The sequence below is a fragment of the Aliidiomarina sp. genome (assembly GCF_022565475.1).
Taxonomy (GTDB): domain Bacteria; phylum Pseudomonadota; class Gammaproteobacteria; order Enterobacterales; family Alteromonadaceae; genus Aliidiomarina.
Window position 1 is genome coordinate 238024 of record NZ_JAIUMR010000003.1, and the last position, 14556, is coordinate 252579.

A 14556-nucleotide genomic window follows, 5' to 3' on the forward strand; every position below is an offset into this window, starting at 1 on the left:
GTTTAGCAGGCAAAGATTTACCCACGAGACGTAAAGCAATCTATCTTCGCTGACCCTCGCAAATGTTCGGCGCAATTGCCGCATTAGCGGTTAGGCACGCTCACGGTTCCATTGACATTGGTATGGCTGACTTTGCCTGAACCTTTACTCCGCAGGGTAAAGTCGCCGGTAACGTTGGTGACCGTAATTGACCCAGAACCAGTCGTATTAATCATCACACTACCATCGATATCTTTTGCACTAAGACGGCCAGAGCCTATGCTGCGTACGGTGATATCGCCAGTGATGTCTTCTAATGATGCGCGGCCACTACCAATGGTTTGAATCGACACGGCGTCACGGACATTGTCAATCTCAGCACGCCCACTACCGATACTGCCAATATCAACATTACCGCTGACGTGGTCGACTTCGACACGACCGCTACCAATAGTGCTTATATTGACGCTGCCAGCGTGTTCAATGTCAATTTTGCCACTGCCTACCTGCGCGCTAACATGACCAGAAACGTTGTCGACCTCGAGCTCACCGCTACCGACGACGGCAGTGACCGTAGCGACATTTTCAATTTCAGCTTTACCAGAGCCAACGGTGACGTCGATTGACCACGACGCTGGAACCTGTCCTTTAACTTGAAAGTAGCCATAATCAGAACTGCGAAAGAGACCGGTTCGGAAAACATTATAGCGTCCGCCGTGATCGAGTTCTAATTTAGCGAGGTCACCACGTTGACTTGTTTTCGCTTCCAGTGCATCAAGACGTTTTTGGTCAGAGGCGCAATAACGCACGTGCAATTTACCTGTACTGCCTGTGTGGCCTTCTAAATCAAGTTGGTCGGGCCCAAGACTAATTTGGAGTTGCTGGATACTCGCGCTGTTGAGCTCTAGCGTAACGTCTTTCGATAGTTTACAGGGTAAATCAGCGAACGCAGCTGATGACCACAGCAATAGGCTCGACGCGGATACGATAAGAATATTCTTCATGATAAAACCCCTTTTAGTGGAGGGCTAAGTACGCCACTATAGTGAATTGAATGCTATAAGCGGCTCTGCATTGCAACGAGTCAGTAAGTATCGTTGAACTTGCCAAAACCGGCAAGCATTCGCAATAAATTCATAAGGTGCTAATATTGCGCACATTCTCGCTGCAACCTGGAACATTGTGAATGCAAGTTATTGCGCTCAAACATATCGTCTTCTTATTCATCGGACTTCTGTGTCTAACCCCACTGATCAGTTCGCCAGTTGCACTGGTGTTAGGAATTGTAGCCGCCTTGCTAGGCTGGGTTCCCAAGCATGTCAATGTCGCTGCGTTGGTGAAAAGACTGTTAGCGATATCCATCGTTGGTCTTGGATTCGGCGTCAACTTGCAAGTTGCGGCGCGCACCAGCGGCGAAAACATTCTCCTTATTTTATTTTATGTGGTTACCACACTGCTGCTTGCGCTCGGCCTAGCAAAACTCTTGCGGATGGATAAGCGCAGCGCCACATTGATTGGCTCGGGCACCGCCATTTGTGGCGGCAGCGCGATTGCGGCGATGGCGCCGACGATTCAAGCGCGCGCAGAGCAAATCGCGGTTGCACTTGGCTGTGTGTTCATTCTCAATGCGATTGCTCTATTCGTGTTTCCACCGATCGGCCACTGGCTCGGTTTGAGCGAGTATGACTTCGGGGTGTGGGCTGCGATTGCAATACACGATACATCGTCCGTGGTTGGTGCTGCCGAAGTTTATGGCGACGAAGCCTTGGTGGTGGCAACGACGGTGAAATTAACCCGTGCCTTGGCAATTGTACCCATGGTTTTAATTGCTGCCGTGGTTTATCAGGCTGGACAACGTCGACGCAATATTGAAGTCGCCACAAAACTACCAACGGTGCCTTTATTTATCGTCTTTTACGTGGTGGCAATTTTAGTGGCTGAGCTCGTTCCGCAAGGTGCCGCAGCTTATGAACTGGCATTTGATTTTGCGAAACGACTTTTAGTGGTGTGCCTGTATTTAATTGGCGCGTCGATGTCACTCACAACGATTCGCCAAGCAGGTTTTAAACCGATGTTATTGGCGATTATTCTGTGGTTATTTGTGTCAATGAGCTCGTTGTGGTGGATTTTAACCTAAACGCCTCGCTGTCGAACAACGAAGCAAGGCGTTTAGATAAACTGCACACTGTCCGTGAATGACTAGACTTTTGCAGAGTCGCGACTGTCAATGCGCTCATGCCATGCTTGCAGATGAGGGTGCTTCTCGGCATCGACACGAACGCCGACAACCTTGGCAAATTGTACGGATGTATAGGCATTAATGTCGGCGCAGGTAAATTTACTGCAACATAGATAGTCGCGATCACGCAATTGCTCATTCAGGAAATCGAAAAATTTCTCGACTTTCTCTTTGCAGTCAGCGCCCCACTCAGGAAAACACTTCATGCGGTCTTTGAAATAACCACTGCCGTGCTGAAAAGCCATACCGGTCGGCATGAACAGATAAAAATCAATCCAGCGCAACCATTGTTCAATGAGGGCGACTTCTTTCGGGGTCTCACCCAGCAAGGCAACAGTCTCTGGGTGTGAACATTCGACATAACGACAAATTGCCATAGTCTCTGCAATGCAAGTGCCATCGTCCGTTTCGAGCACCGGAACCTTGGTCATTGGGTTTTTGCTACGGAACTCCGGCGTTAAGTTTTCGCCTTTTTGTAAATCAATTTGCACCCGCTCAACTTGGTCGAGCAGCCCTTTCTCAGCGAGAAACATGCGCACCCTCCGTGGGTTCGGTGCAATCGCCATTTCGTATAATTTCATGTTGGAACTCCTAAAGGATGGGATGAGGTGTCATCAATTTACGTGTTATTTAAGATCTTTTCACGGCTAATTTCTTATAGTTAACCCATACGCGGAAAAGATCTAAACTCGCCAGTTAATTGGAGGATGCTTTATGTTTCGGCGATGCGGCTTATACCTTATCCATAGGCCCTAAATTTCGAAACTAACCCGCTCGATGAGCAATGCTGTGACTGAGATCAATACCAAAATACGACTATTTTGGTATTTTGCGTTTCTGTACGTTTAGATCCTCGTACATATAGCCGATAAACAAAACAATGCTAATCGTTTACTGTCGCTGACTTCAACGCCATCACGTTGCGGGGGAATTGGCCGCGGTCATTTGGGAGTCCAACGAGCTGTTATGAATTTATCTACGCTAATGGGTATGCTGTCAGGCATCGCCATCGTCTTTTTTGCGATTTTTCTCACGGCACAGGATGCTTGGGCGTTTGTTAACCTTCCCGGATTAGCCATAGTACTAGGTGGAACCTTTGCCGCAACCTTGTTGGCCTATCCGTTACGCGAAGTTGTGAATGTATTTAAGATACTCTGGATAGTACTGCGCAACGAAAAGCTATACGCCAAAGACGACCAAGCAGAATTAGTGACGGTTGCGCGGCAGCTGATGCAGGGCAATTTGGTGCATGCAGAAAATCAGCTTGAGCAAGTAAAAAACCCGTTTCTCCGAACTGGCCTTGAGTTAATTATTAACAATACACCAATTGAAGACATCGCCGAGCTATTAGAGTGGCGTATCTTAAAAATGAAGATTCGTGAGCGGGCGGAAGCACAGATCTATCGCACCATGGCGGTGTTTGCTCCAGCGTTTGGTATGTTAGGAACCTTGGTTGGTTTGGTCAATATGTTGCAAGGTATGGGTGACAGCAACATGGCGCAAATCGGTGCGGATATGGCGTTTGCGTTGTTAACGACGCTTTATGGTGTGGCACTGGCAAACTTATTTTTCAAACCGATTGCAATCAAATTTGAACGCCGTACCGAACGACGCGTGCAGCTGATGAATATGATTCGTGAAGGAGTCTTGTTAATCGCCAAAGGTCGCAGCCCAGCCTACATTCGCGAGTATTTAACGACTTTCTTTGCCCATGTTGAAGACGAACTCAAGTTAGATAGTAATGGTTTCGGGAATGGTGGCAAAGATGCGAATGCCGAAGAGGGGTCAAAAAGTCCATTTCGCAAGCGGGGTGATTAATGAATTTTGGCACCAAAAGCTCACAAATTGCAGCGGAGAAAGCTGCAAAATTATTGGCGGACCGCGAGTTAACCCAGAACTTCGTTAAGCGCCGCGACGGTTTTGCTGGCTTGAATGATGTGCCCGAGCCAGAAGAAGAAACTTGGGTCACCACCTATATGGACTTGCTGACGCTGCTACTCGTGCTTTTCGTGGTGTTATTGGCGAATGCAGATTTTAGTGGCTCGCCGACCGAGCGACAAAGCCTTAGTCAAACCAGTGCCTTGATGACGGTGCTTGGCATCGATCCAGAAAGTGCGTCAGACAAAGAGCTAACATCGCTGGGCAATATGCTCAGTGGTGAATTTAATGAAGCTGGCTTTGGTGACCTCGTTGATATTACGACCAGTCCGGGCAGTCTGAATATCCGTTTGAACGACCAGATTCTCTTTCGAAGTGGTGAAGCACATTTCGCTGATGAAAAGGCAGCGGAGCTGATGAAACCTGTGGTGGCAGTGCTGCAACGCAGCGGACACAGTATCAGTGTCGAAGGTCATACCGATTCTGTTCCCATTCGCACGGAACGTTTTCCGAGCAACTGGGAGTTGTCTGCTGCCCGAGCCAGCTTTGTGGTCCGTTATTTGATCGACCAAGGAGTGTCGCCAGAACGACTGAAAGCGGTCGGTTTCGCCGATAGTCAGCCACTTGCTAGCAACGAATCTGAAGAAGGGCGCCGGCAGAACCGACGCGTAACACTCGTGCTCACGGTCGCGGACGACGGTTAGTCCGGTTGACGGGCTTGCTCTAGTTTTTCGTAATATGACGCATAACCTTTACTATAAGGGCCCGGTGGTAATCCGTTGACCGGATTTAAAAATGCTTAGTGCGATCGGTGCGGGTATTGTCACGGTGGTTTGCGAGGTGTAAGACTTTTAAGGAGAGCACAGGGAACACGCACGGTATTAAGTTAGAATAAAGCCACCCGCCAGGGCAAAGAGGAGCACTGTAGTGAGTGCCAATGGCGAACCTGAGTTTGCTGTCACTGCGGTTAAAGCGCCGTTATCGAGGCATGCAGCGTCGGGTACTAACTTAACCGCAAGGTTAACTTGCTGCCAGCTCAAATGTGGCCTTACATAGCATCAAGACAAACAGTGTAATGCGCTGGACATAAGACATGGATAAAGCCCCGTGATGAATTTTCTCGCATTCATACTACGCAACTTTTGCGGAATTCGATGAGCCAAAGGCTTATTTTGCGGCAAAGCGAAGTAGAAATGAGGATGAACGTCGGAGCGATAGGTTCGTGCGTGATTTACTCAATGTTGTTGCTGGTCTTCAGTACCGCTTGCCATTCGCTTTCAGAAAAGGGGATGACGGATAAGCGATTACCCTTGCGAACGAGTGGGTTGTCGATTAAATCAGGAAGCTTTTTCAATTGCTCTAAGCTGAGGACAGTCTTAAATTTTGTCACGAAGCGCAAGTCGACCGCATCCCAGCGCGGGTTTCTTGGGGTACTTTTTGCATCCCAGTAAGGTGAGCTAGGATCGAATTGAGAAGGGTCGGGGTAGGCTGAGGCTGCCACTTTGACAACCCCAGCAATACCTATTTGTTTGCAACTTGAATGGTAAATAAAAACTTCATCGCCAACCACCATGTCACGAATAAAATTACGTGCTTGGTAATTACGTACACCGTCCCAGCGAATCGTGCTGGCCGGATCGGCAGCAAAATCATCAATGCTGCACTCATCCGGCTCGGTCTTCATTAACCAATAGGCCACAGTTTACTCACCGTCGATCCGCATGGCCTTCAGGCGACGACCTGCAGCGGACTCGTTGACGTTAAGAATGTGGTCACCAATCCGCTCCAAACGATTGAGGATATCGATGAACACAACACCAGAGCGCGTTGCATACTCACCTTTTTCAAGGCGAGTGTAGTGATTGTCACGACACTCATCTCGAATCCGGTCTACTTCGTTCTCAGCAGCGATCGCTTCGTCGAGTTTAACGTCATCCGGCTCCCGAGCAGCATTGCGCTTCATGGTTTGGATTGCGTTCTTAATTGCATCCATCATGGCTGACATTTCCGATGTTGCGCTTTCCGGCCAGTTTTCTTTGACTTCACCCATGCGTTCAGTGAGACGGGAAATCTGATAGAAAATATCGGCAACACGCTCAAGGTCGTTGACCATCGTTTGCATGAAGCGAATACGTTCAGTTAACCAATGCTCAAGTGTCGTGTTCTCACTGATGCGGACCAAGTAATCGGAAATCTCAATTTCCATTTCGTCCGTGAGCTCTTCGAACTTCTGCACTTTCTCGAGTAACTTGGTTTTGTCCGCATCGGGTGTAAACATGAGTTCATTGACGGTTTCATGCATTTTGTCAATGACGTCGGTAAATTGTTGAATCTCTTTGTGTGCTTGATCGACCGATAAACCGGGTGATGTCATGACACCAGCACTGATATAGCGCAAATGGTATTCATCGTCCTGACCACCGCGATCGGGCTGAATGTACTCGACGAAGCGAACGATCATCGGTACAAAAGCGAAAAGCAACAGGACGTTGAGTACGTTAAAGGACGTATGGAATAAGGACAACGCCAGCGCCCCATTCTCACGTGATTCAACCGCTCCGGACATTACGGTAATGTCGGAACCCGTCGCGACTTGAATTGCCCAATCCATTGCATGTAGGAACGGGTAAATTAGCGCGAGCATCCACAGCACGCCAATGACGTTAAAGAAGAAATGGAACCTAGCGGCCCTTTTGGCATGGACGTTACCCACCAATGCGGCAAGGTTAGCTGTTACTGTTGTACCAATGTTTTCACCTAAAATCATGGCAGCCGCGATGGGGAATGAGATCCATCCCTCCACGAGCATAACGAGGGTAATCGCAGTCGCGGCTGAGGACGATTGGGTTAACAGTGTTAAGATCGTTCCGACGACAACAAACAGCAGCAGTGACAGATAACCGTAATCAGTGAAACTGTCGAGGAAGGCGAACATTTCAGGATTCGTGTTAATGTCCGGCACGGCACCTTTAATGAACTCTAATCCGATAAACAGAATACCGAAACCGACCATGGCTTCGGCAATATTTCTTAGACGGCTGTTACCGGAAAACAAGAAGGCAAAAAATACCCCGATAATTGCCAGAGCTATCGGGGTAATTTGGACTTTGAATCCGAAGAGGGCCACCATCCAGGCCGTGATCGTCGTACCAATGTTGGCACCCATGATCACCCCGGTCGACTGCACAAAGGTCAGCAAGCCAGCGTTAACAAAGCTTACGGCCATGACGGTTGTTGTGGTGGACGATTGCGTAATTGCAGTGGTCGCGAAGCCGGTTACAACGCCGGTCGCGCGGTTGCGGGTCATACCGCTAAGAATGCCTTTGAGTTTACTACCGGCAATTTTCTGTAGGCCTTCACTGAAGATTTTCATACCAAAGATGAAAATACCCAACGAGCCGATTAACTGTAGAAAATCAAATAATGAATAGGACATAGGCGTCTTCTGTTGGATTCAGCGTTAAACAGTTGACGTTGTTAATGCTGAACACTTCGCCGGACTGCCGCACTGAGATCGTAGTCAGTTGATGTAATAAAAGTGCATTATATCCTTGATTGTTTGATGAGAAAAAGGATTTACTGGGGGGAAATTGAAAAGAAACCAAATCGACACGCTTTCTTTCAATGAAACAATAAGTTAAAGCTCCATGAGCATTTAAACACGAATTGCAATTGAGTTAAAAACTGGTTAGTTTGTTTAATTAATAAACAGCATTACGATGGAAAGGTAGGTTAAGAGTATGTCTCAAGGAATTTACTTATCGCTATTAAGTGTCCTGATCAGTTTAACCTGTGCGATCTATTTAAGTTACTTACCGAAGCCTGAAAAACTAGCGCAACGAGTCGCCTTAAAGAATTTTGTTTGGTTCTATTTACTTTCCAGTTTAGCCACTGCGGTCTTCTTTTATACGCTTACGATGACGACCGTCATCGGTGCGTTCATGGGGGGTGCTGCCAATGTCGCTTTGGTTACTTTAAGTTGTCATGCTTTGTTAGCTGCAGTGCTTTGTTTTCGGGGGAATCCCAGATTTGTCTTACAGCTAAAATTTGCTTGGTTGCATTCGTTGGGAATCGCGGTGGTCTTGTCGAGCGAATTGAATTTTCAGCAGGTCATTAATTTGTATTGGGCAAGAGGACTGCTGTACAGCAATATGATCGCAGTGCTTTTGATTGCACTCGTGTTATTTCTACGTGCTAGTCGTTTAACCAATCTACGTCAGCGGATCTTTGCTATTTCGCTTGGCATCATGGGTGGGAGCTACTCGCTGGTGCTATTGACCGACCTGTATTTCCGCAACAGTGAACTTTACCACTTGGTTTTTGTGATTGGGCAAAATGTTGGTTTTGTAGCCATGCTCGCGGGGATCTACTCCTATTACATTTTGGCAATTGCGGAGGCGCGCGAGTTTGATGCGATTACCGATCCACTGACAGGGCTTTACAATCGCCGGGTGCTTGCTGAGCAACAACAAAAAATGCTGAATATTGATCTGCTCAACGCGAAGCAGTTGTCAGTCATTGCCATCGATATCGATCGCTTTAAGTCAATCAACGACACTTATGGCCATGCGGTTGGTGATCAGGCCATACAGGCGATTGCCAATGCTATTCGTGACACAATACGTAGTCATGACATTGCCGTGCGCAGTGGGGGAGATGAATTCCTTGTGATGCTACCGGATAGTTCAGTACGTGATACGCAATCATGTGCTCAACGGATTCGTCAAGCCGTTGCTGCGGCAAAACTCAAGGTGGCAGACACGAACTTAACAATAGAAATATCCACTGGCACGGCAGGTCCGAGCCATCACTTAGAATCCTTGATCCGACAAGCCGATCAGGGGCTCTATGTCGATAAAGGACGATGACCTAGGTTGACATTCTTACCCACGCGGGTTGATGTGGATTGTTTTCTCAATTACCTGCGGTAAACTCCGCGAGTAAACACAGTGCTGTAAAATGTCCATTGGTCGGGAAACTTCATGAATACAAAGTCGGAAATTCGGTTAAACAAATTTGTCAGTGACAGTGGCATGTGTTCGCGTCGCGAAGCGGATCGTTTGATTGAACAAGGCGCAGTGACGATTAACGGAAAGGTAGCGGAAGTCGGACAAAAGGTGAGCGCCAACGATGATGTGCGTGTCAACGGCAAGCGAGTGGAAACACAAAACAAAGATGGTTTCGTCTTTATCGCGTTAAATAAACCTGTCGGGATTGTCAGTACGACAGACTCAGCTGAGCCAGCCAACCTGGTTGACTTCATTAGTCATGAAAAGCGTATTTTCCCGATTGGCCGGCTGGATAAGGACTCCCAAGGGCTACTTTTTCTGACCAGTAACGGCGACCTCGTCAATAAAATTCTGCGCGCCGGCAATAATCATGAAAAAGAATATATTGTGACCGTGGATAAACCTATCACCGCAGCTTTTATTCAAGGCATGCGCAACGGCGTTCCGATTCTCGGTACGGTCACCAAGCGTTGCCGCGTGGAAAAGCTGTCGAACTTTGTTTTTAAAATTATTCTGGTACAAGGATTAAACCGACAAATTCGCCGCATGTGTGAGCACTTTGAATACAGTGTGAGAAAGCTCGAGCGTGTGCGGATTATGAATATTGAATTGGGTAAGCTTGCGCCGGGCGAGTGGCGAGATTTAACCGAGAAAGAGTTGAATATTCTCTTAAATGCTGTCGCCGACTCGAGTTCTCAGCCGGACGTTGCGGCTATTCGCCGCAAACCGAAACCCAGCCATGATAAAAAATTGCCGCCACGTCGAAAAATTGACGAAAAGACATGGGAAAGAGCAAAGAAACGAATTCCGAAAGCAAAGAAAGTTCGTTGATCATCGTTCATCTTCATCTTGCATATTTTATAAAACCTGTGTCATTGTGTGGTTATTCGTATAGCTGAACCACATACAAAGATGGAGGCTCATTGTTCCTATGCCGGTGGCGGAGCAACGTTTATCCTTTTCAAAGTTGATAGCGCGCATTTCTGCGCGCTTTGTTGCAGCTAAAGTTCAGGATATTGATGCCACCATCGACTTTGCCCTTGAAGCGATAGGTTCATACTTTAAGGCCGACCGAAGCTATATTTTTGAATTTAGTGAAAATTTGAAATTCGCGGATAACACATTTGAGTGGTGTGCCGAAGGAATCCCACCGGTTATCGAAGACATGAAAAACCTACCGATGGACATGTATGTCGGTTGGATTAGCGCTTGGCAAGCAGGGGAGCCCATTCCTGTTGATGATGTCAGCCGCTTAGACTCCCATAGCCCAGAACGCCAACTGCTGGAGTCTCAAGGAATTAAAGCCTTAATCATGGTTCCACTTCCGGGTGAGGATTCATTACTCGGTATGTTTGGTATTGATCTCACGCAAACCACGCATGCGTGGTCGCCTGAGCAAGTTGATTTGCTGCAGGTGGTCGGTGAACTCATCGGCAGTGCGATTCGAAGAAAGCATGCAGATGGGTCATTTCGATTGCGCGAGTTGGTTGCCGAATTGGCGGTTCGGTTTATTAATGTGCCGACCGCAAATGTCGAGACTACGATTGATCAAGCACTTGCTGAAATCCGTTCGTTTTTTAATTTTCAGTCGATTAAGTTCCACATAAAGTTACCAGCGCCGATTTTTCTCGAGCTCGTCCAGCAAGAACGCGAAACTTGCCTGCTCTCTGGTCGCAGAGCGGGCGCATCGCCGCCGGCTGAATTTCCGACATTTGCGATTCGTGTTCGGCATAGTGACGAGTTTTTTGGTGGTTTAGTTATTCAGCACCAAAGCCGTAGAGTGTTTCAGCAGGCGCATATTATCGAGTCGTTGAAACTGGTTGCAAACCTCATCGCAGGCACGTTAGCGCGGCGACAAACTGAACAGAAAGTTGAGCGCCTCGCTTATTTTGATGAGCAAACAGGTCTACCCAACCGGGTCAAGTTTGTTCTCGATCTCGAACGGCAATTAATCACGCTTGAATCACAACAAAACGCTTGCATGGTCTTGTTTATCGACCTCGACCATTTTAAGCGTAGCAATGATAGCCTTGGTCGTGACTTTGGTGATTGGGTGTTGGTTGAGACTGCGAAACGAATCGTCAGTACATTAACCGAATGCGATCTTGTAGCGCGTTTGGTCGGAGACCAGTTTGTTGTGGCGTTATTTGATAAGGCGAGCAATGTAGCGAATTTTGAACAACGCATTAACAGTATTCACGAATTACTGAGCACGCCTTATCGGATTGAAAACTATGTTTACCATGGTTCTGGAAGTATTGGTGTGGCTTGTGCGGATTCCGAAAATACGCGGACGCCGCAAAGCTTGCTCAAATATAGCGAGCTCGCCATGTACTCAGCGAAGTCGAATGGCAGAAATCTGATTGAATATTACACGTCAGATATTTCTGACAACGCCATCGCTAAAGCGAAACTTTATGATGAACTGCGCGAAGCGATTGAAGAAGATCAATTTGAGTTATTTTTTCAGCCTCAGCTAAATGTTAGTCATCAGGTTATCGGCGTCGAAGCCTTAGTGCGTTGGCAACATCCGACACGCGGGCTACTTTCGCCGACCGAGTTCATCGAGTTCTGCGAAGAAAGCCGACTCATTATTCCTATCGGGCGCTTGGTTTTGCAAAAAGCCTGTCAGGCAATTCACGAATTCGAAGAAAAAGGCTTTCGCTTTCCTGTCGCGGTTAATGTAAGCGCGGAACAAATGTGTGACACGCGCTTCGCGAGTGAAGTCGAAGACATATTAGGTGACGCAGAGATCAAGCCAGAGCGTTTGCGGATTGAGTTAACCGAAAGCTCAATGATCAAAGATACCAAAGCAGTGGAAAGCTGTATGCATGCACTGCGCAAAATAGGGGTAAGTTTCTCGTTAGATGATTTTGGTACCGGTTATTCGTCATTGTCTTATTTAAAGTCACTCCCTATTCAAGAGATTAAACTCGATCTACGTTTTGTGCGTGATATCCTGCACAACAGTCACGACGCAGCCATCGCTCGTCTCGTTTTTGCTTTCGCTCGGGAAATCGGTATGGAAGTTATTGCTGAGGGCGTTGAAGAAATTCGTCAATATGAGTTTTTGCGGGAGATGGGTTGTAAGTACTTCCAAGGTTACCTCTTTTCCGTGCCACTGAGTTTTACTGACTTTGTGGCTTTTGTACGCAACAATGAGCGCTCAACACGACGATGATTAAACAGAGGTTAACCACCGCCGGATTGTTTTACGCATAAATGAAAGTGAATACGCCTAAACGTTATCCACATTGATTTCCCATATTGGCAAGAATAATTTCTCTATCGGCCTCATCCGTCACACCATCGCGGTTTAAGTCATACCAGCTCGAGAGACCGCCTCCACGTTCTGGGTCCGCCCAGTATTCCCAATTGTCCAAATCCACCTGATCAACAATAAGGTTACCGTCTCCGTCGCCAGGGCAATCGATCACTGAATCTTTCAGTTCGGCGAGCTTTTCACGAAGCCAGTGCAGGCGCTCTCGTTGTAAGTCGGTTAAATCGCCTTCGCTTCCAGAGGCAAGTAAATTGTATTCTTCACGATCGAGTTTAAGTTCATCCGCGTGCGGACTTTCGTTAATTTCATAGAACTCCTCAATCGCTACGAGTTGTTGTGTGTCACAACTTAAACGATTGATTTGCAGGAGTTTAAAGTTGGCGTCTCGAATGGCTTGCTGCGAATCAGGGAATAACTCAGTGGTTGGCAAGCCCTGCTGAGCGAAGTAGCTGTTCACCGCGCAGCATGAACTAAAGCCATCGGGGTTGTAGTCACTTCCCGGACCATACCACTCGCCGCCTTGGTCTTCACAAACTTGGCGTTGCGGAAATAGCTGTATACATAGGTTGGCTTGCGCAATGACACAGGGCGGAGCAGCTGCCACAGTGTCGTTAGTACCGAGTTCTGAGAAATTATAGTCGCGAATGGAACTTTGCTCCGGCGCTACCAAATAAGGCATGACGGGTTGTCCATCAAGGCGAAGTTCCGCGCTTAATACCTCACTATCGAGACCCGCAATATCGAGGAAGAGCCGGTATAAGTCAGTGCTGTTAATTAAATGTGGAACGTCGCGATTGGGCGAGGCAACAAGATCACCGGTGACGATGAGCGGCACCCAAATCCCGGTCTGATACAGTGAGCCTTTGGCGCGCAGTGGGTCGAATGGGATTTTTACGCTGGGCATATAGGTGCCGTTATCGGTGGTAAAGACGATGACGGTATTGCTCTCAGGATTGTATTCTAAACTGCCGTCATTTTGACGGATAGCAATGCCGGTCTCTTCGAGAATACGCCCGATTTCATGATCAATCGCTTCGAACTTGTGTTGCATGATCACGCGTTGCTCAATGAACTCCATCCGGTCACCGCAGCCCGCAAGACTGAGATCAGCGTCTGGGTTTGGTAGCAGGTTGACGGGTGGTGGCTGTAAAGGTTCATGCAGTGCGGCAAACCCAAGGCTCAACATCCACGGCGCATCGTCTTGTTGCGCGCCTTGAATCCACTCGATGGCTCGATTTGCTTCCTGAACGGTGCGGTAGCCGCGTCCACGCGGATCGGCCGCAGTTAGCGTTTCGTTGGTACCATCTGGGTAGTTAATTTTCCATTCGGCGGTGTAAAAACCGTTCTGATGATCAAATCGCAATTCCTCAAAGCGTTCAGGGTCGTATTCGGCGGCGAGTGGATCAAGGATGCCGCCCAGCTCAATACAGGTTTTCCCTGGTGTCCGGAACGCCTCATCATCGTTCATGATGATATGCTCACCATCGGCGAGGTAACACACGCCGTAATCCGCTCCAACCGCTTCGTTTGCGCGTGTATTCGGCACAAAACCGCATTGGTAGGTACCAATCGGCCCTACACCCCCTGCGGTCGTATCAATGGGATAGGGCGCGCCATCTAAATAACCGGCAAAGAAATCCCAACCCAATTCACGCATGGCGTCATCGCCTAGTGGATGGTTTCGCGGGTTAATTTCACTGCCGGTTAAATGCATTTTACCGATTAATGCACTTTTATACCCAGCATGCTCGCGTAATACTTTCGGTAAAGTCGCACGATAGGGCGACATTTGTGACGTCGCCAAGGTGTTCGAGACGACAGCATTAAGTACGTTATTGCGCGATGGATAACGACCATCAAAATAGGTCGTGCGAGTTGGTGAGCAGGTTGGCATCGACCAAGTATTGCGAAAACGCACACCTTGTTCAGCAATAGCATTGATACTGTAAGTTTTCGGCGGCTCGATACCGCCGTAACCGAAGGCCTCAAACTGATCCATGCCGGCATCGTCGACGACGATAAAGAGAATGTTAGGCGGTTGTTCAACCACCACCGGAGGTTGAGGTGGGTTAATGACATAGTCGTTGCTTGAGCTCGATCCCCAGTTACAGCCAGCGAGAGCGAGCATACAAGTACAAATAGAAATGAATCTTAACTGTTTCATAGCATGC

At 47.9% G+C, this 14556-nt stretch carries 11 protein-coding genes; 6 read left to right on the forward strand and 5 right to left on the reverse strand.

Features of this window, described 5'->3' with window-relative positions:
- Positions 1 to 83: 83 nt before the first annotated feature.
- A complete protein-coding gene (locus LAT77_RS04450; RefSeq protein ID WP_290563347.1) occupies positions 84 to 983 on the reverse strand; it encodes a DUF4097 family beta strand repeat-containing protein in 900 nt (299 codons plus the stop codon).
- A 182-nt stretch (positions 984 to 1165) separates the two neighbouring features.
- Between LAT77_RS04450 and LAT77_RS04455 the strand changes: the two genes are divergently transcribed.
- On the forward strand, positions 1166 to 2116 hold the full coding sequence (locus LAT77_RS04455) for a putative sulfate exporter family transporter (protein ID WP_290563348.1): 951 nt from the start codon (positions 1166 to 1168) through the stop codon (positions 2114 to 2116).
- Positions 2117 to 2178: 62 nt separating this feature from the next.
- On the opposite strand, the gene LAT77_RS04460 is transcribed toward LAT77_RS04455, so the two are convergent.
- A complete protein-coding gene (locus LAT77_RS04460) occupies positions 2179 to 2799 on the reverse strand; it encodes a glutathione S-transferase family protein (RefSeq protein ID WP_290563349.1) in 621 nt (206 codons plus the stop codon).
- A gap of 385 nt (positions 2800 to 3184) precedes the next feature.
- Between LAT77_RS04460 and LAT77_RS04465 the strand changes: the two genes are divergently transcribed.
- Together LAT77_RS04465 and LAT77_RS04470 are read left to right on the forward strand one after the other, a co-directional pair.
- On the forward strand, positions 3185 to 4036 hold the full coding sequence (locus LAT77_RS04465; RefSeq protein ID WP_290563350.1) for a MotA/TolQ/ExbB proton channel family protein: 852 nt from the start codon (positions 3185 to 3187) through the stop codon (positions 4034 to 4036).
- On the forward strand, positions 4036 to 4800 hold the full coding sequence (locus LAT77_RS04470; protein ID WP_290563351.1) for an OmpA family protein: 765 nt from the start codon (positions 4036 to 4038) through the stop codon (positions 4798 to 4800). Before LAT77_RS04465 ends, LAT77_RS04470 begins: the two co-directional genes overlap by 1 nt.
- Before the next feature lie 527 nt (positions 4801 to 5327).
- Here the strand turns inward: LAT77_RS04470 and LAT77_RS04475 are convergent.
- Together LAT77_RS04475 and LAT77_RS04480 are read right to left on the reverse strand one after the other, a co-directional pair.
- Entirely contained in the window at positions 5328 to 5795 is a 468-nt protein-coding gene (locus LAT77_RS04475) for an EVE domain-containing protein (protein WP_290563352.1), read from the reverse strand.
- A 3-nt stretch (positions 5796 to 5798) separates the two neighbouring features.
- On the reverse strand, positions 5799 to 7532 hold the full coding sequence (locus tag LAT77_RS04480) for a Na/Pi cotransporter family protein (RefSeq protein WP_290563353.1): 1734 nt from the start codon (positions 7530 to 7532) through the stop codon (positions 5799 to 5801).
- 304 nt (positions 7533 to 7836) lie between these two features.
- Here LAT77_RS04480 and LAT77_RS04485 point away from each other — a divergent pair, with 304 nt between their 5' ends.
- The 3 genes from LAT77_RS04485 (at position 7837) to LAT77_RS04495 (ending at position 12286) form a co-directional block, all read left to right on the forward strand.
- Positions 7837 to 8964: a GGDEF domain-containing protein gene (locus LAT77_RS04485; protein ID WP_290563354.1), complete on the forward strand. Its 1128-nt coding sequence runs from the start codon at positions 7837 to 7839 to the stop codon at positions 8962 to 8964.
- 114 nt (positions 8965 to 9078) lie between these two features.
- Entirely contained in the window at positions 9079 to 9936 is an 858-nt protein-coding gene (gene rluF / locus LAT77_RS04490) for a 23S rRNA pseudouridine(2604) synthase RluF (protein ID WP_290563355.1), read from the forward strand.
- A 100-nt stretch (positions 9937 to 10036) separates the two neighbouring features.
- Positions 10037 to 12286 (forward strand): bifunctional diguanylate cyclase/phosphodiesterase, encoded by a 2250-nt coding sequence (locus tag LAT77_RS04495; RefSeq protein WP_290563356.1) that lies wholly within the window; start codon positions 10037 to 10039, stop codon positions 12284 to 12286.
- A 64-nt stretch (positions 12287 to 12350) separates the two neighbouring features.
- On the opposite strand, the gene LAT77_RS04500 is transcribed toward LAT77_RS04495, so the two are convergent.
- Positions 12351 to 14549 carry a sulfatase-like hydrolase/transferase gene (locus tag LAT77_RS04500; RefSeq protein WP_290563357.1) on the reverse strand — a complete coding sequence of 733 codons (2199 nt, stop codon included), beginning with the start codon at positions 14547 to 14549 and terminating at the stop codon, positions 12351 to 12353.
- Positions 14550 to 14556 lie beyond the last annotated feature (7 nt).

Excerpts from the sequence above, each read along its gene's own strand:
- LAT77_RS04450 (WP_290563347.1), bottom strand. The coding sequence starts at position 983 with ATGAAGAATATTCTTATCGTATCCGCGTCGAGCCTATTGCTGTGGTCA.
- LAT77_RS04455 (WP_290563348.1), top strand. The coding sequence starts at position 1,166 with ATGCAAGTTATTGCGCTCAAACATATCGTCTTCTTATTCATCGGACTT.
- LAT77_RS04460 (WP_290563349.1), bottom strand. The coding sequence starts at position 2,799 with ATGAAATTATACGAAATGGCGATTGCACCGAACCCACGGAGGGTGCGC.
- LAT77_RS04465 (WP_290563350.1), top strand. The coding sequence starts at position 3,185 with ATGAATTTATCTACGCTAATGGGTATGCTGTCAGGCATCGCCATCGTC.
- LAT77_RS04470 (WP_290563351.1), top strand. The coding sequence starts at position 4,036 with ATGAATTTTGGCACCAAAAGCTCACAAATTGCAGCGGAGAAAGCTGCA.
- LAT77_RS04480 (WP_290563353.1), bottom strand. The coding sequence starts at position 7,532 with ATGTCCTATTCATTATTTGATTTTCTACAGTTAATCGGCTCGTTGGGT.
- LAT77_RS04485 (WP_290563354.1), top strand. The coding sequence starts at position 7,837 with ATGTCTCAAGGAATTTACTTATCGCTATTAAGTGTCCTGATCAGTTTA.
- rluF (WP_290563355.1), top strand. The coding sequence starts at position 9,079 with ATGAATACAAAGTCGGAAATTCGGTTAAACAAATTTGTCAGTGACAGT.
- LAT77_RS04495 (WP_290563356.1), top strand. The coding sequence starts at position 10,037 with ATGCCGGTGGCGGAGCAACGTTTATCCTTTTCAAAGTTGATAGCGCGC.
- LAT77_RS04500 (WP_290563357.1), bottom strand. The coding sequence starts at position 14,549 with ATGAAACAGTTAAGATTCATTTCTATTTGTACTTGTATGCTCGCTCTC.